Annotated in this window: 17 protein-coding genes; 12 read left to right on the top strand and 5 right to left on the bottom strand. The window is 60.2% G+C overall.

The genetic code is table 11. From position 1 onward, the window contains the following. Nucleotides 1-3: 3 nt before the first annotated feature. From C9422_RS04105 to C9422_RS04095, 3 genes are all read left to right on the top strand, one after another. Nucleotides 4-1,086, top strand: coding sequence for a 5-(carboxyamino)imidazole ribonucleotide synthase (locus C9422_RS04105; protein WP_116579780.1), 1,083 nt, complete (start codon nt 4-6; stop codon nt 1,084-1,086). Nucleotides 1,087-1,192: 106 nt separating this feature from the next. Continuing rightward, nucleotides 1,193-1,438, top strand: a complete 246-nt coding sequence (locus C9422_RS04100; protein ID WP_095964360.1) for a GlsB/YeaQ/YmgE family stress response membrane protein — start codon at nt 1,193-1,195, stop codon at nt 1,436-1,438. A gap of 87 nt (nt 1,439-1,525) precedes the next feature. Beyond that, complete coding sequence (locus tag C9422_RS04095) at nt 1,526-2,062, top strand: DUF3299 domain-containing protein (RefSeq protein WP_116579779.1); 537 nt, start codon at nt 1,526-1,528, stop codon at nt 2,060-2,062. A gap of 62 nt (nt 2,063-2,124) precedes the next feature. On the opposite strand, the gene C9422_RS04090 is transcribed toward C9422_RS04095, so the two are convergent. Together C9422_RS04090 and C9422_RS04085 are read right to left on the bottom strand one after the other, a co-directional pair. Continuing rightward, on the bottom strand, nt 2,125-3,024 hold the full coding sequence (locus C9422_RS04090) for a D-hexose-6-phosphate mutarotase (protein ID WP_116579778.1): 900 nt from the start codon (nt 3,022-3,024) through the stop codon (nt 2,125-2,127). 68 nt (nt 3,025-3,092) lie between these two features. Next, a complete protein-coding gene (locus C9422_RS04085; protein WP_007942704.1) occupies nt 3,093-3,497 on the bottom strand; it encodes an acyl-CoA thioesterase in 405 nt (134 codons plus the stop codon). A 363-nt stretch (nt 3,498-3,860) separates the two neighbouring features. Here C9422_RS04085 and C9422_RS04080 point away from each other — a divergent pair, with 363 nt between their 5' ends. The 8 genes from C9422_RS04080 (at nt 3,861) to C9422_RS04045 (ending at nt 14,641) form a co-directional block, all read left to right on the top strand. Continuing rightward, nucleotides 3,861-5,159 (top strand): MFS transporter, encoded by a 1,299-nt coding sequence (locus C9422_RS04080; RefSeq protein WP_116579777.1) that lies wholly within the window; start codon nt 3,861-3,863, stop codon nt 5,157-5,159. A gap of 258 nt (nt 5,160-5,417) precedes the next feature. Beyond that, nucleotides 5,418-6,419, top strand: a complete 1,002-nt coding sequence (locus C9422_RS04075; RefSeq protein ID WP_116579776.1) for a phosphate ABC transporter substrate-binding protein PstS — start codon at nt 5,418-5,420, stop codon at nt 6,417-6,419. A gap of 238 nt (nt 6,420-6,657) precedes the next feature. After that, nucleotides 6,658-8,940 carry an ABC transporter permease subunit gene (locus C9422_RS04070; protein ID WP_116579775.1) on the top strand — a complete coding sequence of 761 codons (2,283 nt, stop codon included), beginning with the start codon at nt 6,658-6,660 and terminating at the stop codon, nt 8,938-8,940. 15 nt (nt 8,941-8,955) lie between these two features. Next, nucleotides 8,956-10,626, top strand: coding sequence for a phosphate ABC transporter permease PstA (gene pstA / locus C9422_RS04065; RefSeq protein WP_007971741.1), 1,671 nt, complete (start codon nt 8,956-8,958; stop codon nt 10,624-10,626). Nucleotides 10,627-10,810: 184 nt separating this feature from the next. After that, complete coding sequence (gene pstB, locus C9422_RS04060) at nt 10,811-11,644, top strand: phosphate ABC transporter ATP-binding protein PstB (protein ID WP_007971742.1); 834 nt, start codon at nt 10,811-10,813, stop codon at nt 11,642-11,644. Between the two features lie 109 nt (nt 11,645-11,753). Next, on the top strand, nt 11,754-12,515 hold the full coding sequence (gene phoU, locus C9422_RS04055) for a phosphate signaling complex protein PhoU (protein WP_116579774.1): 762 nt from the start codon (nt 11,754-11,756) through the stop codon (nt 12,513-12,515). 167 nt (nt 12,516-12,682) lie between these two features. Continuing rightward, the gene (locus tag C9422_RS04050; RefSeq protein ID WP_116579773.1) at nt 12,683-13,585 is read left to right on the top strand and encodes a response regulator; all 903 of its coding nucleotides are present in this window, start codon (nt 12,683-12,685) and stop codon (nt 13,583-13,585) included. A gap of 159 nt (nt 13,586-13,744) precedes the next feature. Further along, entirely contained in the window at nt 13,745-14,641 is an 897-nt protein-coding gene (locus tag C9422_RS04045) for a peptidoglycan DD-metalloendopeptidase family protein (protein ID WP_116579772.1), read from the top strand. A 57-nt stretch (nt 14,642-14,698) separates the two neighbouring features. On the opposite strand, the gene C9422_RS04040 is transcribed toward C9422_RS04045, so the two are convergent. From C9422_RS04040 to phoB, 3 genes are all read right to left on the bottom strand, one after another. Then, nucleotides 14,699-16,039, bottom strand: coding sequence for a hemolysin family protein (locus tag C9422_RS04040; protein WP_007975205.1), 1,341 nt, complete (start codon nt 16,037-16,039; stop codon nt 14,699-14,701). Between the two features lie 123 nt (nt 16,040-16,162). Continuing rightward, nucleotides 16,163-17,449: a phosphate regulon sensor histidine kinase PhoR gene (gene phoR, locus C9422_RS04035; protein WP_256358802.1), complete on the bottom strand. Its 1,287-nt coding sequence runs from the start codon at nt 17,447-17,449 to the stop codon at nt 16,163-16,165. Nucleotides 17,450-17,583: 134 nt separating this feature from the next. Further along, on the bottom strand, nt 17,584-18,273 hold the full coding sequence (phoB, locus tag C9422_RS04030; protein WP_003229608.1) for a phosphate regulon transcriptional regulator PhoB: 690 nt from the start codon (nt 18,271-18,273) through the stop codon (nt 17,584-17,586). Nucleotides 18,274-18,426: 153 nt separating this feature from the next. Between phoB and C9422_RS04025 the strand changes: the two genes are divergently transcribed. After that, nucleotides 18,427-18,810 carry a hypothetical protein gene (locus C9422_RS04025; protein ID WP_116579771.1) on the top strand — a complete coding sequence of 128 codons (384 nt, stop codon included), beginning with the start codon at nt 18,427-18,429 and terminating at the stop codon, nt 18,808-18,810. Nucleotides 18,811-18,841: the final 31 nt, after the last annotated feature.

Below are 18,841 nucleotides of genomic sequence, written 5' to 3'. Positions count from 1 at the left end.
ACGATGAAGATCGGTGTAATCGGTGGCGGCCAGTTGGGTCGCATGTTGGCGTTGGCGGGCACTCCGCTGGGCATGAACTTCGCTTTTCTGGACCCGGCGCCGGATGCTTGCGCAGCCGCGTTGGGCGAACACCTGCGAGCCGACTACGGCGATCAGGATCACCTGCGCCAGCTGGCCGATGAAGTCGATCTGGTGACCTTCGAGTTCGAAAGCGTTCCGGCGGAAACCGTCGCGTTCCTCTCGCAATTCGTCCCGGTCTACCCGAGCGCCGAAGCCCTGCGCATCGCCCGCGACCGCTGGTTCGAGAAGAGCATGTTCAAGGACCTGGGGATTCCTACCCCGGCGTTCGCTGACATCCAGTCCCAGGCCGACCTGGACGCCGCCGTGGCCTCCATCGGCCTGCCGGCGGTGCTCAAGACCCGTACCCTGGGTTACGACGGCAAGGGCCAGAAAGTCCTGCGTACCCCTGAAGATGTGGTCGGCACCTTCGCCGAGCTGGGTAGCGTGGCCTGCCTGCTGGAAGGCTTCGTGCCGTTCACCGGTGAAGTCTCGCTGATCGCCGTGCGTGCCCGCGACGGTGAAACCCGCTTCTACCCATTGGTGCACAACACCCACGAAAGCGGCATCCTCAAGCTGTCCGTGGCCAGCACCGATCACCCGTTGCAAGCCCTGGCCGAAGACTACTCCAGCCGTGTGCTCAAGCAGCTGGATTACGTCGGCGTGATGGCGTTCGAGTTCTTCGAAGTCGACGGTGGTCTCAAGGCCAACGAAATCGCCCCGCGCGTGCACAACTCCGGGCACTGGACCACCGAAGGCGCCGAGTGCAGCCAGTTCGAAAACCACCTGCGGGCCGTTGCCGGTCTGCCGTTGGGTTCGACGGCCAAGGTCGGCGAAAGCGCGATGCTCAACTTCATCGGCACAGTGCCAGAGACCGAGAAGGTCCTGAACATCGCCGATTGCCATCTGCATCACTATGGCAAGGCGTTCAAGGTCGGCCGCAAGGTCGGTCACGCCAACCTTCGTTGTGCAGACCGCGAGACGCTGGCGGCCCAGATTCTCAAGGTTCAAGCACTGATCGCCGAATAGTTTTCTCTGGCAATGGCGGAACCTTCGGGTTGCGCCGTTCTCTCATGGCAGGTTGCGAAAGTCTGACTAGGCTTTCGGATAGCTACTTCATTGAGAGGAGAATGCCATGGGAATTATCGGAACCATCTTTATCGGCTTGATCGTCGGTCTGCTGGCTCGGTTCCTGAAACCGGGCGATGACAGCATGGGCTGGATCATGACGATCCTGCTCGGTATCGGCGGTTCGCTGGCGGCTACCTATGGCGGTCAGGCCCTGGGTATCTATCAGGCTGGCCAAGGTGCAGGCTTCATCGGGGCACTGGTGGGCGCCGTTGTGTTGCTGGTGGTCTACGGACTGATCAAAAAGAACTGATCCAGGCGACAAAGCCCTCTCCGCCAAGCCGGTCGGGAGGGCTAGAATGCTCGGCGTTTCCTGTTCTTCCCTTTGCCGAGCACTTTCATGCGCCGTCTTTTGCTGACTCTTGTTTTACTGGGTACGGGCTTTGCCCACGCCGGCGAACTGCCGGAGACCGACTGGCTCGAACTGATGCCCAAGTCGGACCAGAAGGCCCTTGAGGCCATGCCCGAAATCGACCACGACTCCCCTGAAGCCAATGGCACCTTCACCGACAAGGGCGGGATGAAACAGGCCAAAGGCTTGCCGGCGGTGATGTACTCGACCAAGACCGTTGCGTCGATGAACGACAGAAATATCCGCATTGGCGGTTATCCAGTGCCGCTGGAGTCCGACGCCAAGGGCCGCAGTACGTTGTTCTTCCTGGTGCCGTACCCGGGTGCCTGCATCCACGTGCCGCCACCGCCACCCAATCAACTGGTGCTGGTGCGTTATCCCAAGGGCCTGAAGCTGGATGATATCTACACGCCGCTGTGGGTGACCGGCACGCTGAAGATCGAGAAGGTCAGCAATGACCTGGCGGATGCGGCGTATGCGCTGGATGCGCAGAAGGTGCGGGTGGTGCAGGAATCGGATCTGTAATCGAGTGAAGCAAAAAGATCGCAGCCTTCGGCAGCTCCTACAGAGGCTGCGATCTTTTGATCTTAAAGCGGTTTGCTACCGATGCTCACGCCCAGGGTATGGCTTGCCCCTGGTTTCAGGCTCACCACATCGCCCATCACGTTCGCCGTCTCGATGCACAGCATGCGCTGCCAGCCGTCGTCGGTCATGTCGCTGAACGCAGCGGCGCGGTCGGTCCACGGGTTCCAGATTACCGCCGTACGCGATCCGCTGCTGGTCAGTACGATGCGCCGTTCCCAGGCTGGATCGACGATGCTCAACTGTGGCGGGGCGTCGAGGTAGATGCGGTCGGTCTCGCCGGTAAAACGCAGATCCCCGGTCTGGGTGACAGTTTTCCAGTTGTCCAGGGTTTCGATGTAGTCGAGGCCGTCCACACCTTCGACGTGCACCTCGCGCACATCGCTGACGGCAAAGTAACTGTGCAGCGCCTGGCTGATGCTGACGGTATCGGTGCCCCGGTTGTGGCTGGCCAGCTGGATGTGCAATTGCTCGTCGAGGCGGATGGTCAGGGTCAGATCCACCTGGTGCGGCCAACCGGGAAAGCCGCCTTCGGGGTAGGGCAGGAGGAATTCGACCTTCAGGCTTTCGCCTTCGGCTTCGATGCCACCCAGTTCCCAATCCATCGCTCGCACGAAGCCGTGAGCCGATGGCGCGTCATTGCTGACACGCATCGCCTTGACACTTTGCGGGTTGCGGTCGAAGACACCGAACCACGGCCAGCACACCGGCACGCCGGCACGGATGCTCTTGCCGGTCTTGAAGACGGCCTCGTCGTTGAGCCAGATCAGCGGCGGCTGGCCGGCCAGCTGATAGCTGAGGATGTGCGCACCTTGCTGGGCCACCAGTAATTCGGCTTGACCGTGGCGGATGCGCCAGCAGTTCAGTTCATCCAGTTTTACGGCTTCAACATTGGGCGTGCTCATGGGACAGCTCTCGATCAGTAACGTGGACGACTATCGACCGCAAAACGGCTTCCAGGTTTAGAAACTCTTTATCGAGCCCTGGGCGGAACCGAGCGGGTGCGGCCGCTGCCGTCGATGGCAACGAACACAAACACCGCTTCGGTTACTTTACGCCACTCGCTGGACAGTGGATCGTCGCTCCAGACCTCGACCATCATCTTGATCGAGCTGCGGCCGATTTCCAGGGCCTGGGTATAAAAGGAAAGCTGAGCGCCCACCGCCACCGGAACCAGAAATGCCATGCGGTCGATGGCAACGGTGGCAACGCGCCCGCCGGCGACCTTGCTGGCCATCGCAGTGCCCGCCAAATCCATCTGCGCCACCAGCCAGCCGCCGAAAATGTCGCCAAAGCCGTTGGTTTCGCGAGGGAGTGCAGTGATTTGCAGGGCCAGGTCGCCTTGCGGGATCGGATCTTCTTGTTCGAGCTCTATCATGCCGGGGGTGCCTCTGACCCGTGACTCTTCGTTGGTATTGCTGGTGGTAGCCGTCTTCGGGAAAAACGATTCAGCACCGAACATACTACGTTCGTCACGTTTTCCATAAGGCGCCTAAAGGGAAACTCTGCGAAATCGCCTATGAACCTGACAGGCGCTTTCGCACAGCAACCCTCAAAAACCGGAGCAAGGCTGCGAGTATATCGGTCGGTAGACTCCGCGACGACCGTCCGGTTCTCATTTTGACCGTCAAAAACGCACCTCTATGTGCTTTTTCGAACAATTTGCTATCGTGCCGGACCTGCCCAGGCCTCAACCAGCGTTGTTGAGGTTGCAGATCCGACTATAAGAGAAGCCCTTGCCATGACCACAGCGCCCTCGAGCATCGCGCAGCCAGAACAACCCGCACGTCCGCTGACCCGCAACGACTACAAGACTCTATCGCTGTCTGCCCTGGGTGGTGCGCTGGAGTTCTACGACTTCATCATCTTCGTCTTCTTCGCCACGGTGGTGGGCGACCTGTTCTTCCCGGCGGACATGCCCGAGTGGCTGCGTATGATGCAAACGTTCGGCATTTTCGCCGCCGGCTACCTGGCGCGGCCGCTGGGCGGCATCGTGATGGCGCACTTTGGTGACCTGCTGGGCCGCAAGAAGATGTTCACCTTGAGTATCTTCATGATGGCCGTGCCGACCCTGATCATGGGCTTGTTGCCGACCTACGCGCAGATTGGCCTGTGGGCACCGATCCTGCTGCTGTTGATGCGGGTGATCCAGGGCGCGGCCATTGGCGGTGAGGTGCCGGGGGCGTGGGTTTTCGTTTCCGAGCACGTGCCGCAGCGTCATATCGGCTACGCCTGCGGCACCCTGACCAGCGGTCTGACGGCAGGCATCCTGCTTGGCTCGCTGGTTGCCACGGCAATCAACAGCATTTATACCCCAGAGGAAGTCGCGGACTACGCCTGGCGGATTCCGTTCCTGCTGGGTGGCGTGTTCGGCCTGTTTTCGGTGTATCTGCGTCGTTGGCTGCACGAAACGCCGGTATTTGCCGAACTGCAACAACGCAAGGCGCTGGCCGAAGAAGTGCCATTGCGAGCGGTGTTGCGTGACCATCGCGGTGCCATCGCCATTTCGATGCTGCTGACCTGGCTGCTCTCTGCTGCGATCGTGGTACTGATTCTGATGACGCCGACCGTGCTGCAGAAGGTCTACCATTTCTCACCGACCACGGCTCTGCAATCCAACAGCGTGGCCATCGTCTTTTTGAGCTTTGGCTGCATTATCGCCGGCGCGCTGGCGGATCGCTTTGGTGCGGGGCGAGTCTTCGTCCTGGGCTGCGCCGCGTTGCTGGCCAGCTCCTGGACCTTCTATCACAGCCTGGCTGACCATCCGGACTGGCTGTTCCCCATGTATGCGCTGACCGGTCTGTTGGTCGGCACCATCGGTGCGGTGCCGTACGTGATGGTCAAGGCGTTCCCGCCGGTAGTGCGCTTCAGCGGCCTGTCGTTCTCCTATAACGTGGCCTACGCCATTTTCGGTGGTCTGACGCCGATGATCGTCAGTCTGTTGCTCAAGGAAAGCCCGATGGGGCCGGCCTACTACGTGGCGGTGCTGTGCGGGGTCGGGATTGTGGTGGGGGCGTATCTCTGGAAGAAGGGTCGCTAACCACAGGTATCGGCTGGCGCCAGAAGATCGCAGCCTGCGGCAGCTCCTACAGAGAATGCGTGCTTTTGTAGGAGCTGCCGTAGGCTGCGATCTTGGCAATCTGTGCATCACATACATCTGAAGTTACACACCAAAGGCCAGGCTTCCTGATGGAATACTGGCCTTTCATCCAATTGTCATATTTCAGCCATAGAGTGTTCACACGGCCTGCTGATACTTGGCCCCGACTTAACACACCCTATCTGCTAGGAGTAAGGCATGAAACTGAAGCGTTTGATGGCGGCAATGACTTTTGTCGCTGCTGGCGTTGCGACTGCCAACGCGGTTGCCGCTGTTGACCCTGCTATCCCGAGCTACACCAAGACCACTGGTGTGTCGGGCAACCTGTCCAGCGTCGGCTCCGATACCCTGGCCAACCTCATGACCCTCTGGGCTGAGAACTACAAGAAAGAATACCCGAACGTAAACATCCAGATTCAGGCCGCTGGTTCCGCCACCGCGCCACCTGCGCTGACTGAAGGCACCTCCAACCTGGGCCCGATGAGCCGCAAGATGAAGGACACCGAACTGGCTGCCTTCGAACAGAAGTACGGCTACAAGCCAACCGCAATCCCGGTTGCCGTGGACGCCCTGGCGGTATTCGTACACAAGGACAACCCGATCCAGCACCTGACCATGGAACAAGTCGACGCGATCTTCTCGTCCACTCGTCTGTGCGGCGCTAAAACCGACGTGAAAACCTGGGGCGACCTGGGCGTGACCGGCGACCTGGCCAACAAGCCGGTTCAGCTGTTCGGTCGTAACTCGGTATCCGGCACCTACGGCTACTTCAAGGAAGAAGCCCTGTGCAAAGGCGACTACAAGCCTAACGTGAACGAGCAGCCAGGTTCGGCTTCGGTCGTGCAGTCGATCAGCTCCTCGCTGAACGGTATCGGTTACTCGGGCATCGGTTACAAGACCGCTAGCGTGAAGACTGTGGCCCTGGCCAAGAAAGGCAGCCAGGACTTCATCGAAGACACCGAAGAAAACGCCCTGAACGGCAAGTACCCGCTGTCCCGCTTCCTCTACGTATACGTCAACAAAGCCCCGAACAAGCCTCTGGCCCCGCTGGAAGCCGAGTTCGTGAAACTGGTTCTGTCGAAACAGGGTCAGGAAGTTGTAGTGAAAGACGGCTACATCCCACTGCCGGCCAAGGTTGCTGCCAAAGCTCTGGCTGACCTGGGTCTCGCGGAAGGCGGCGCTGAAGTCGCAAAAAAGTAAAACCCTGAATCCGGGGTAATCCCGGATTCCTGTGCAGGAGCTGTCGAGCGGAGCGAGGCTGCGATCTTTTGATCTGGCTTTTCTCAACGGCAAGATCAAAAGATCGCAGCCTCGGTTCCCTCGACAGCTCCTACACAACCCCCAAATTCCCGATCCACTGCTGGCTACCACCAGCGGCGGATTTGTTGCGTCACTGCACTGTCATCTTTCTGTCATACAGGATCGCTAGGGTGTGCGAATGAATGATCTGGCCAATTCCACAATGACTACTAATCCCCCCAAGCGAATTGACTTCAATACGCCTGAACTACAACGCAAGCGTCGCATCCGCGCGCTCAAGGATCGCTTCACCCGTTGGTACGTCCTCATCGGCGGTCTGGCGGTGCTGGCAGCCATCACACTGATCTTCTTCTTCCTCGCCTACGTGGTTGCGCCGTTGTTCCAGGGTGCCAGCCTGACTGCGAAAGATGCGATCGTTCCGGCCTGGATGCAGGATTCCGGCAAGCCGCTGATGATCTCCCTGGAAGAGCAGAATCAGGTGGCGATGCGGGTTTCCGACAAGGGCCAGGCATTGTTCTTCGACATCGACAGTGGCGCCGAACTCAAGCGCGTCGATTTGCCGATTCCGGCCGGCACCACCGTGACCTCCATCGGTGAAGACCAGCCAGGCCACCCTCTGGTGGCGGTGGGTCTGTCGAACGGTCAGGCACTGGTGTTCCGTCACACCTATAAAGTCAGCTACCCGGAAGGCAAGAAAACCATCACCCCGGCCGTCGAGTACCCGTATGGCGAAGCGCCAATCGCGGTGAACGAAGCCGGCGGTGCGCTGGAGCACGTCAGCCTCAACGCCAACGATTCGACCCTGATGCTGGTTGGCGCCACCGGTTCGCAACTGAATGTTCTGTCGCTGACCAGCGAAGAGAACATGATGACCGGTGAAGTCACCAACGAGCAGAAGCGTATCGACCTGCCGCAGATGAACGAGCCGGTGAAGAACATCTTCGTCGACCCGCGTCAGCAGTGGCTGTACGTGATCAACGGGCGTGCCCAGGCCGACGTGTTCAGCCTGCGCGACAAGAGCCTCAACGGTCGCTACAAACTGCTTGAAGACGGTGAAGCGCAAGTCACCGCCAGCACCCAGCTGGTAGGCGGTATCTCGCTGATCATCGGCGATTCCAAGGGTGGCCTGGCCCAGTGGTTCATGGCCCGGGACCCGGATGGCGAACAACGCCTGAAGCAGATCCGCACCTTCCAGATGGGCAACACGCCTATCGTTGAAATCACTGCCGAAGAACGCCGCAAGGGCTTCATTGCCCTTGACGCTGCCGGCAAGCTCGGCGTGTTCCACAGTACTGCCCACCGCACTTTGCTGGTTGAGCCGGTTGCCGAAGGCCAGGGCATTTTCGGTCTGTCGCCTCGCGCCAACCGCGTGATCGTGGAAGCGGGCGGCAAGCTGCACCCGCTGCTGCTGGACAACCCGCACCCGGAAGTCTCGTGGAGCGCACTGTGGAGCAAGGTCTGGTACGAGAACTACGACGAGCCTAAATACGTCTGGCAATCGACCGCCGCCAACACCGACTTCGAACCCAAGCTGAGCCTGTCGCCGTTGACTTTCGGTACCCTGAAAGCCGCGTTCTACGCCATGCTGCTGGCCGCTCCACTGGCCGTTGCCGCTGCGATCTACACCGCGTACTTCATGGCCCCGGGCATGCGCCGCAAGGTCAAGCCGGTGATCGAATTGATGGAAGCGATGCCGACGGTGATCCTCGGCTTCTTCGCCGGTCTGTTCCTCGCGCCGTATGTGGAAGGGCACCTGCCGGGCATCTTCAGCCTGCTGATGCTGCTGCCGATCGGCATCCTGGTCGCTGGTTTCACCTTCAGTCGCCTGCCTGAGTCGATCCGCCTGAAAGTCCCGGACGGTTGGGAAAGCGCGCTGCTGATTCCGGTGATCCTGTTTGTGGGCTGGCTGTCGCTGTACATGAGCCCGTTCATGGAGAACTGGTTCTTCGGCGGCGACATGCGCATGTGGATCTCCCACGACCTGGGCATTACCTACGACCAGCGCAACGCTCTGGTGGTCGGCCTGGCCATGGGCTTCGCGGTCATCCCGAACATTTACTCCATCGCCGAAGACGCCGTGTTCAGCGTGCCGCGTGGCCTGACCCTGGGCTCCCTGGCCCTCGGTGCCACGCCGTGGCAGACCATGACCCGCGTGGTGATCCTCACCGCGAGCCCGGGCATCTTCTCGGCGCTGATGATCGGCATGGGCCGTGCGGTCGGGGAAACCATGATCGTGCTGATGGCCACCGGTAACACCCCGGTCATGGAAATGAACCTGTTCGAAGGCCTGCGCACCCTGGCGGCCAACGTTGCGGTGGAAATGCCCGAGTCGGAAGTCGGCGGCAGCCACTACCGCGTGCTGTTCCTCTCGGCGCTGGTGCTGCTGTTGTTCACCTTCGTCATGAACACCCTCGCAGAACTGATTCGTCAGCGTCTGCGCAAGAAATACTCGTCGCTTTAAGAAAGGTAGAAGTCTGTGAAACAGAACTCCCTGAAAGGATGGTTCAAGAGCGGCGCCCCCGGCGTCTGGATCAGCGGTGGCGCGGTGTCCATCGCGGTCATCATGACCATTGGCCTGCTGGCAGTGATTGCCGTGCGCGGCCTGGGTCACTTCTGGCCGGCGGACCTGATCCACGCCAGCTACGACGTACCGGGCCAGGGCCAGCACCTGGTCATTGGTGAAGTGGTACAGAAGGAAGAAGTCCCCCGTGCCCGCTTGAAGAGCGCCGGCCTGCCGGTGCCTGAGCAGGGCCCGGAGTTCATGACCCGCGAGCTGATCAAGGTCGGCAACCGTGACCTGAACGGCAACGACTTCACCTGGGTCGTCGGCGAGTGGCTGACCAACCAGACGACACCGCCGGAGCTGATGGCGATCGAACGGCGTGAGTGGGGCAACTTCTACGGTTACCTGGTCAACGTCAAACAGGACGGCAAGGTTGTCGCTGAAGGCGAAGCCGCATGGCCTGAGTTGCAAGCCCGTGTCGACCGCGTGAACAAGCTGGCGGCACAGCTCAAGAGCCTCGAAAAAACCGACATCGGCGCGATCAACGCCGGTCTCGAGCGCGTCCGCTTGCACGGTCGCAAGCTGGAGCTGGATGGCAAGCTCGACGCCACCGCACAAGCGGACATGGAATCGGAGCGCGCCGAACTCAATGCCCGCTATCAGGATGTTGAAGCGCGCCTGAACGATCTGCATGCGCAGTTCAACCGCGACAGCCTGACCGCCCGCGATGCGAACGGTAAGGAAATCGAAATCGGTATTGGCAAAGTGGTTCACGCCTACCAGCCGAACGCCATGAGCACGACCACCAAGATCGGTTTCTACTTCAGCAAGGTCTGGGAGTTCCTGAGCGACGACCCGCGTGAAGCGAACACCGAGGGCGGTATCTTCCCGGCCATTTTCGGCACCGTGATGATGACCCTGATCATGGCGATGATCGTGACCCCGTTCGGCGTGTTGGCGGCGGTGTACCTGCGTGAATACGCCAAGCAGAACGCGCTGACCCGGGTAATCCGCATCGCGGTGAACAACCTGGCAGGTGTTCCGGCCATCGTTTACGGGGTGTTCGGCCTGGGCTTCTTCGTCTATGTGCTGGGTGGCTCGCTCGACCGTCTGTTCTTCCCGGAAGCCTTGCCGGCGCCGACCTTCGGCACGCCGGGCCTGCTCTGGGCTTCGCTGACCCTGGCGCTGCTGGCAGTGCCGGTGGTGATCGTGGCCACTGAAGAAGGCCTGGCGCGGATTCCTCGCACCGTGCGTGAAGGCTCGTTGGCCCTCGGCGCGACCAAGGCTGAAACCTTGTGGAAGATCGTATTGCCGATGGCCAGCCCGGCGATGATGACCGGCATGATCCTCGCCGTGGCTCGTGCCGCGGGTGAAGTGGCGCCGCTGATGCTGGTGGGTGTGGTGAAACTGGCGCCGTCGTTGCCGGTGGACGGTAACTACCCGTACCTGCACCTGGACCAGAAGATCATGCACCTGGGCTTCCACATCTATGACGTCGGCTTCCAGAGCCCGAACGTCGAAGCCGCACGACCGCTGGTGTACGCCACGGCGCTGCTGCTGGTGCTGGTGATCGCGACGCTGAACCTGTCGGCGGTGTACATCCGTAACCACCTGCGCGAGAAGTACAAGGCGCTGGATAGTTAATACGAATCCTGTGGGAGCTGGCTTGCCAGCGATGCAGACGATGCGGTTTATCGGTAACACCGCAGTGATGCCATCGCTGGCAAGCCAGCTCCCACAGGGGCCGCAGCCAGACATGAATTTTGAGTAACCCGCTGGCTGGACCAGCGGTTAAACGAACCGAATTTGTTAGCACAGGGAGCCTCCCATGCAGCACGAAGCACATACCCACGGCATCAACATGTCGGCACTGGGTCGCGACAAACAGAGCCTGAACCTCGAGCAGGAAACCGTAGCCATCGAAGTGCCGGGCCTGAGCCTGTTCTACGGCGAAAAACAAGCGCTGTACGACGTCAGCATGAACATCCCGAAGCAGCGCGTGACCGCCTTCATCGGCCCGTCCGGCTGTGGCAAGTCAACACTGCTGCGAACTTTCAACCGCATGAACGACCTGGTGGATGGCTGCCGCGTCGAAGGCGAGATCAACCTGTACGGCAATAACATCTACCGCAAGGGCGAAGACGTGGCCGAACTGCGTCGTCGCGTCGGCATGGTGTTTCAGAAGCCCAACCCGTTTCCGAAAACCATCTACGAAAACGTGGTTTACGGCCTGCGCATCCAGGGCATCAACAAGAAGCGCGTGCTCGACGAAGCTGTCGAGTGGGCACTCAAGGGCGCGGCACTGTGGGATGAGGTCAAGGACCGCCTGCACGAGTCGGCACTGGGCCTGTCCGGTGGTCAGCAGCAGCGTCTGGTGATCGCCCGCACCATCGCCGTTGAACCGGAAGTGTTGTTGCTCGATGAACCCTGCTCGGCACTCGACCCGATCTCCACGCTGAAAGTCGAAGAGCTGATCTACGAACTGAAATCCAAGTTCACCATCGTCATCGTGACCCACAACATGCAGCAGGCGGCGCGGGTTTCCGACTACACCGCGTTCATGTACATGGGCAAACTGGTGGAATTTGGCGATACCGACACCCTGTTCACCAACCCGGCGAAGAAGCAGACCGAAGACTACATCACGGGCCGGTATGGCTAGGAACAGCTGCAAGCCGCAAGCTTCAAGCGGCAAGTAAGAGCGGTCCGAGTACGACACAACACAGCTTGCAGCTTGTAGCTTGCAGCTCACAGCTATCGCGGAGCAAAAGATGATTTCGAAGGAAGGCTTAACCCACCACATCTCTGCCCAGTTCAACGCCGAACTGGAGGAAGTGCGCAGCCACCTCCTGGCCATGGGCGGGCTGGTCGAGAAGCAGGTCAACGACGCGGTCACCGCGCTGATCGAGGCCGACTCCGGCCTGGCCCAGCAAGTGCGCGAGATCGACGACCAGATCAACCAGATGGAACGCAACATCGACGAAGAATGCCTGCGCATTCTCGCCCGTCGCCAGCCGGCAGCGTCCGACCTGCGACTGATCATCAGCATTTCCAAATCGGTAATCGACCTGGAGCGCATCGGTGACGAAGCGACCAAGATCGCCCGTCGCGCCATTCAGCTGTGCGAAGAAGGCGAGGCGCCGCGCGGTTACGTCGAAGTGCGCCACATCGGTGACCAGGTGCGCAACATGGTCCGTGATGCACTGGACGCCTTTGCCCGTTTCGATGCCGAGCTGGCCTTGTCGGTGGCGCAGTACGACAAGATCATCGACCGCGAATACAAGACCGCCCTGCGTGAGCTGGCGACCTACATGATGGAAGATCCGCGTTCTATCTCGCGGGTTCTGAGCATTATCTGGGTACTGCGTTCGCTGGAGCGTATCGGCGACCACGCGCGCAATATCTCGGAGCTGGTGATCTACCTGGTACGCGGCACCGACGTGCGGCACATGGGTCTCAAGCGCATGAAGGAAGAAGTCGAAGGAACAACCGGCGAAACCGCTAATGTTCCGGGCAAAACTGACGATAAGTAAGGTTGCCCAAGTAAAGCGCCCGGCCTGTTGGCCGGGCGTTTTTGTTTGTGGCCTACGCATTCGAAAGCAGCACCCGTGAACGAAAAGTCCGGCGTGACTGAAGGTTTTTTGGCAATGTGCCATCAGCAAGGCGGTATGCTGGCCGGGATTTTTAAAAGGGGTGGTGGATGAGTAAGGTCAGTGTGTTGGTCGTGGACGACGCGTCGTTCATTCGTGACTTGGTGAAAAAGTGCCTGCGCAATTATTTCCCGGGCATGCGGATCGAAGACGCGATCAACGGCAGAAAGGCCCAGGCCATGCTGGCCAAGGAAGCATTCGACCTGGTCCTGTGCGACTGGGAAATGCCGGAAATGTCCGGCCTGGAACTGCTGACCTGGTGCCGTGAGCAAGACAACCTCAAAGCCATGCCCTTCGTGATGGTGACCAGCCGTGGCGACAAGGAGAACGTCGTCCAGGCGATCCAGGCCGGAGTATCCGGTTATGTCAGCAAGCCGTTCACCAACGAACAGCTGATCACCAAGGTCAAGCAGGCGCTGCACAAGGTCGGCAAACTCGATGCCTTGATCAACGTAGCCGCGACCAAAACCAGCCCCGCATTCGCCAACGACTCCCTGGCAGCCCTGACCGTTGGCAAGGCCCCCGTCACCACGCCAACGGCCCCGCCTGCACCGTCCAAAGGCTTGCTCAACAGCCCGCCGGTCAAGGCGCCTGCGGCCTCTTCAGCACCCGCCAGCGGCCGTGGCCAGGGTCAACTGCGTTTGCCGAACGGCATCCAGCAGTGCGTGATCAAGGCCCTGAGCCTCAAGGAAGCCCTGTTGGTGGTCAAGCGCACCGAGACCCTGCCGCAGATCCTCGACAGCGCCGTGCTGGACCTGGAGCAGGGCGACAATGCCGAAATCGCCCGCCTCAACGGCTATCTGCATGCCGTCGTGGCCCACGAACCGAAGCCTGATAGCGACTGGCTGCAACTGACCTTCCGCTTTGTCGATCAGGATGCGCAGAAGCTCGATTACATCTCGCGCCTGATTGCGCGGGGGACGGCGCAGAAGCACTTCATTCCTGGCGCGTGATCTTTCGTCGCCTGTGAAAGATCGCAGCCTTCGGCAGCTCCTACAGGCTGGCGAAGGCTGCGATCTTTTGATTTTGTCTCTTGAAACATCTGCCGACTAGCCGGGTCCATAGCAGCTGCTAGGCTCCATCTCAGTTCCCACTCGACAGAATCCTTGCCCATGTTCACGCGCCTGCTGTTTTTCTGTGGCCTGTTCATGGTCGCCACCTCGGCCGTGGCCATGACCATCTACAAGTCCAAAGACGCCAATGGCGTGGTTTCCTACAGCGACCGCCCCAGCAAAGGCGCCCATGTGTTCGTTTTCCGCGATGGAATGGTCGAGCACCTTGAGCGTCAGGTGCGCCTGATCATCATGAAGAAAAACGGCGTGCACAGTGTCTATGTGCGCAATGACCTGTATGCACCGGTAGAGGTCGAATTGAGTTTTGCCGGGGTGAAGAACGCCAGCGGTGTGCCGGGCAAGACGATTCGGCGCGTGATACCGATGCGCAGCAGCGTTCGCCTGGCGCAGCTCACGGCAGCCAAAGGTGGAATGCCTTTGGCGTACGTCCCGAAGTTCAAGTATTCCCTGGGCGACCCCTCGGGCCCTACGGTGGGCTATCGGTACCCGTTGCCCTGGCGTGGCGGTCCGTTCCGGATCAGTCAGGGTGCCAATGGGCCCTACAGCCACTTTGGCCCCAAGAGCCGTTACGCCATGGACATCGCGATGCCTGAGGGCACGCCGATCATTGCCGCGCGAGGCGGGGTGGTGGTGAAGACCGAGAACAGACAGAGCGGGCGCGGCACCGATGCCTCCGGTAATTTCGTGCGGGTGCTGCACGATGACGGGACCATGGGCGTTTACCTGCATCTGAAGAAAGGTTCGGTCTGCGTTCGGGAAGGTCAGCGGGTAACGGTAGGTAGTGCTTTGGCGTTGTCCGGCAACACCGGCAACAGCACCGGGCCGCATTTGCACTTCGTGGTGCAGCGCAATACCGGGCTGGGGCTGGTGTCGATTCCGTATCAGTTCAACCAGCCGGTGGGTGCCTTGCCCAACTTTGCGTTGGGCAAGCAATAAAAGATCGCGGTGTTCAAATTGCCCTGTAGGAGCTGCCGAAGGCTGCGATCTTTCAGGTCAATCGAGCATCAACACCTTGGCCAGGACGATCTTCGGCCCTTTCATCTTCTTGATGATGATCCGCAGGCCTTCGACTTCCAGCACCTCTTCCTCTTCCGGAACGCGCTTGAGGCTCTCATAGACCAGCCCGGCAAGGGTTTCGGCTTCGACGTGATCGAGGTCGATGCCCAGCAGTCGTTCAACCTTGAACAGCGGCGTATCGCCCCGTACCAGCAGCTTGCCCGGCTGGTACGCGAGGATCCCGCGCTCGGCCTTGCGGTGTTCGTCCTGGATGTCGCCTACCAGCACTTCCAGCACGTCTTCCATGGTCAGGTAGCCGATGATGTTGCCGTCGGCCTCTTCGACTACGGCGAAGTGCGAACCGCCCTTGCGGAACTGCTCCAGCAACTGCGACAGCGGCATGTGCCGCGACACGCGCTCCAGCGGACGGGTCAGTTCGGCGAGGTTGAACGACTCGGGAATGTGGTCCAGCGCCGCCAGTTCCAGCAGCAGATCCTTGATGTGCAGCAGGCCGACGAACTCCTGGCGTTCGCTGTCGTACACCGGATAGCGGCTGAACTTGTGGCGACGGAACATCGCCAGGATCTGCTTGAGCGGTGCGTTGAACTCCAGGGTCACCAGGTCTTCGCGGGAGTTGGCCCAGTCGACCACTTCCAGTTCGCCCATCTCCACCGCCGAGGCCAGCACGCGCATGCCTTGGTCGCTCGGGTCCTGGCCACGGCTGGAGTGCAGGATCAGTTTCAGTTCTTCACGGCTGTAGTGATGCTCGTGATGCGGGCCGGGTTCACCTTGCCCTGCAATGCGCAGGATGGTGTTGGCGCTGGCGTTGAGCAGGTAGATGGCCGGGTACATGGCCCAATAGAACAGGTACAGCGGCACGGCGGTCCACAGCGACAGCAATTCGGGTTTGCGAATCGCCCAGGATTTGGGGGCGAGCTCACCGACCACGATGTGCAGGTACGAAATGATGAAGAACGCGGTGAAGAACGAGATGCCTTTGACCACTTCGGCCGATTCAACGCCGACAGCGCTCAACACCGGCTCAAGAATGTGGGCAAACGCGGGCTCACCGACCCAACCCAGCCCGAGGGAGGCGAGGGTGATACCCAATTGGCAGGCCGACAGGTACGCATCGAGCTGACTGTGCACGGTGCGCAGGATGTGCCCGCGCCAGCCGTTTTTATCAGCGATGGCCTCGACCCGGGTCGAGCGCAGCTTGACCATGGCAAATTCCGCCGCAACGAAAAAGCCGTTGAGCAAAACCAGGATCAGAGCAAAAAGAATCATGCCGAAGTCGGCGAAAATTGTAGCGAGGGTCAAGCCAGGGGAAGGGTCCATGATGGAGTTTTGCGGGTTCCGTGTATTCGAAAGGGAAGTAAGAATCGCGCCTGAAAGGCAGACGCAAGTCAGCCAATGTAGCGGCTGACTGGGCGGTTGCCTAGTGGCGCGTGCTGGCCGGTATCAGTCGGCGGTGCTGATAACCCGTGATTGGGTGACCTGAGCCGGCGCAAAGTGGCAGGTAAAGGTACTGCCGTGGCCCGGTACGCTGCTGATTTCCATCCGTGCCCGATGACGTAACAAAACGTGTTTGACGATCGCCAGCCCCAGGCCGGTGCCTCCGGTGTTGGAGTTGCGGCTGGAGTCGACGCGATAGAAGCGTTCGGTCAGGCGCGGCAGGTGCTTGGCATCGATGCCGATCCCGGAATCCTGCACGCTCAGGTGCGCCCCCTGGTCATCGCCCCACCAGCGAATGCGGATGTTGCCTTCGGCCGGGGTGTATTTCACGGCGTTGAACACCAGGTTGGAAAACGCGCTACGCAACTCCGCTTCGCTGCCCTTGAGCAGAATCGTCGGGTCGGCTTCCAGGGTGATTTTCTGGTTTTTCTGGCCGGACAACTGCTGCGCATCGCTCTTGATCGATTGCAGCAAGCCGTCGATCGGCACCGGCTGGTTGTCCGATGGATAATCGGTGGCTTCCAGCTTGGCCAGCAACAACAGGTCGTTGAGCAGGGTCTGCATGCGACCGCCTTGTTGCTGCATCTGCTGCAAGGCACGGCCCCAGCGCGGGTTCACCTCGTCGACGTTATCGAGCAGGGTTTCAAGGTAACCGCAGATCACAGTCAACGGCGTGCGAAGTTCATGGGACACGTTGGCAATGAAATCTTTGCGCATTTGCTCAAGCTGATGGATGCGCGTCACATCGCGCACCAGCATCAAGTGTTCGTTGTTGCCGTAACGGGTGATGTACAGCTGAATGCGCACGCGGTCGTTGGTCGGCGAAGGAATTTCCAGCGGCTCGGCGTAGCTGTCTTGCTCGAAGTATTCCTTGAAGCGCGGATGGCGCACCAGGTTGGTCACCGGTTGGCCGCTGTCCTGAGGGGTCTTGAGGCCCAGCAGGGTTTCGGCGGCGCGGTTCCACCATTCCAGGTTGCCGTCGGTGTCGAGCATGATCACCGCGTCTTTCAGCGCGGCGGTGGATTCCTGAACCCGGTCGATCACCGCTTGCAGGCGCCCGCGTACCCGCTGGTCGCGGCGCTGCAGGTGGTAGATGCTGTCGAACACCTCGCCCCACAGGCCGTAGCCGTCAGGCGGCGCTTCATCGGGTTTGTGCAGGCGCAGCCACTCGTGCAGACGCAGCAATTGCTTGAGGGTCCAGGCCAGGTAAAGACCCAGGCCTGCGGCGAGGCTCCAGCCGTAATAGCCGGTGATCAGGCCGATCACCAGGCAGGCGGTGACCAGTAGCAGCATGTGGCGAATCAGGGTGCCATGCCAGTTTTGGTTCACGGAGCGTCCTTAACTCAGCTTCAAGTTTCAAGCCGCATGCTTCAAGCCACAGCGGCCTTAACTTGCCGCTTGTAGCTTAAAGCTTGCAGCTGCTGTTATCAGGCTTTGGTGGAAAAGCGGTAACCGGTGCCGCGCACGGTTTGTACCAGATTTTCGTAAGCATCGCCGAGGGCTTTGCGCAGGCGTCGAATGTGCACGTCGACCGTACGCTCTTCGACATAGACGTTGCCGCCCCAGACCTGATCCAGCAACTGGCCACGGGTGTAGGCGCGTTCCTGGTGGGTCATGAAGAACTGCAGCAGGCGGTATTCGGTCGGGCCCATCTCGGCGGGACGGCCGTCGATGGTCACGCGGTGGCTGATTGGGTCCAGCAGCAAGCCGCCGACTTCGATGGGCGCCTCGCCATCGGTCGGGCCGGCACGGCGCAGTACGGCTTTCAGGCGCGCCACCAGCTCACGGGGGGAAAACGGTTTGGTGATGTAGTCGTCGGCGCCGACTTCCAGGCCCTGGATCTTGTTGTCCTCTTCACCCTTGGCGGTGAGCATGATGATCGGGATGTCCCCGGTCAGCTCATCACGCTTGAGGCGACGGGCCAGCTCGATGCCGGACGTGCCGGGCAGCATCCAGTCGAGCAGGATCAGGTCCGGTTTGCGGTCGACGATAATGGCGTGGGCCTGCTGGGAGTTTTCAGCCTCCAGGCAGTCATAGCCGGCCATTTCCAATGCAACGGCGATCATTTCGCGAATAGGCGCTTCGTCGTCGACGATCAGAATGCTCCTGCCAACCATGCCCTTAATCCTCTTGTCATTTAACTGTCTTGCGCCGCATTAGATAACGGAATTATTGCAGTCGTGTGACAGTATTTTAGTCGTCCAGCGATTGGCTGGATCCTGGGCTAAGCTCTAAGTCCGGATCCTGACAACCACAAGAGGAAGGTTTCCATGAACTACATTGCTCAATCCTGGAAGGTTTTGCTGGTCACTGCTGCGTTAACGCTGCCGACACTGGCCTTTGCCGCCGACCCGGCGATGATGAAAGACGGCATGATGGTCGATCACAAAGGCATGACGGTCTACACATTCGACAAGGACGCGGGTGGCAAGTCGATGTGCAACGGCGACTGCGCCAAATACTGGCCGCCAATGATGGCGCCGGCGGGTGCCAAGGCCGAAGGTAAATGGACAGTCATCAAGCGTGACGATGGCAAGATGCAATGGGCCTATGACGGCAAGCCGCTGTACTACTACGAGGACGACAAAAAACCCGGAGACATGACGGGTGACAAGAAAAAAGATGTCTGGCACGTCGTTCGCGAGCATATGTAACACCGCCAAAAGATCGCAGCCTTCGGGTAGG

The organism is Pseudomonas sp. B1(2018), assembly GCF_003097365.1.
Classification (GTDB): domain Bacteria; phylum Pseudomonadota; class Gammaproteobacteria; order Pseudomonadales; family Pseudomonadaceae; genus Aquipseudomonas; species Aquipseudomonas laurylsulfatiphila.
This window is presented reverse-complemented; position numbering and strand designations above follow the sequence as displayed.

Bases quoted from the DNA above. Each gene is read 5' to 3' on its own strand.
- C9422_RS04085 (WP_007942704.1), bottom strand. From the start codon at position 3,497: ATGATAGAGCTCGAACAAGAAGATCCGATCCCGCAAGGCGACCTGGCC.
- C9422_RS04050 (WP_116579773.1), top strand. From the start codon at position 12,683: ATGAGTAAGGTCAGTGTGTTGGTCGTGGACGACGCGTCGTTCATTCGT.
- C9422_RS04090 (WP_116579778.1), bottom strand. From the start codon at position 3,024: ATGAGCACGCCCAATGTTGAAGCCGTAAAACTGGATGAACTGAACTGC.
- C9422_RS04040 (WP_007975205.1), bottom strand. From the start codon at position 16,039: ATGGACCCTTCCCCTGGCTTGACCCTCGCTACAATTTTCGCCGACTTC.
- C9422_RS04080 (WP_116579777.1), top strand. From the start codon at position 3,861: ATGACCACAGCGCCCTCGAGCATCGCGCAGCCAGAACAACCCGCACGT.
- phoU (WP_116579774.1), top strand. From the start codon at position 11,754: ATGATTTCGAAGGAAGGCTTAACCCACCACATCTCTGCCCAGTTCAAC.
- pstB (WP_007971742.1), top strand. From the start codon at position 10,811: ATGCAGCACGAAGCACATACCCACGGCATCAACATGTCGGCACTGGGT.
- C9422_RS04100 (WP_095964360.1), top strand. From the start codon at position 1,193: ATGGGAATTATCGGAACCATCTTTATCGGCTTGATCGTCGGTCTGCTG.
- phoB (WP_003229608.1), bottom strand. From the start codon at position 18,273: ATGGTTGGCAGGAGCATTCTGATCGTCGACGACGAAGCGCCTATTCGC.
- C9422_RS04075 (WP_116579776.1), top strand. From the start codon at position 5,418: ATGAAACTGAAGCGTTTGATGGCGGCAATGACTTTTGTCGCTGCTGGC.
- C9422_RS04105 (WP_116579780.1), top strand. From the start codon at position 4: ATGAAGATCGGTGTAATCGGTGGCGGCCAGTTGGGTCGCATGTTGGCG.
- C9422_RS04025 (WP_116579771.1), top strand. From the start codon at position 18,427: ATGAACTACATTGCTCAATCCTGGAAGGTTTTGCTGGTCACTGCTGCG.
- C9422_RS04045 (WP_116579772.1), top strand. From the start codon at position 13,745: ATGTTCACGCGCCTGCTGTTTTTCTGTGGCCTGTTCATGGTCGCCACC.
- C9422_RS04070 (WP_116579775.1), top strand. From the start codon at position 6,658: ATGAATGATCTGGCCAATTCCACAATGACTACTAATCCCCCCAAGCGA.
- C9422_RS04095 (WP_116579779.1), top strand. From the start codon at position 1,526: ATGCGCCGTCTTTTGCTGACTCTTGTTTTACTGGGTACGGGCTTTGCC.
- phoR (WP_256358802.1), bottom strand. From the start codon at position 17,449: ATGCTGCTACTGGTCACCGCCTGCCTGGTGATCGGCCTGATCACCGGC.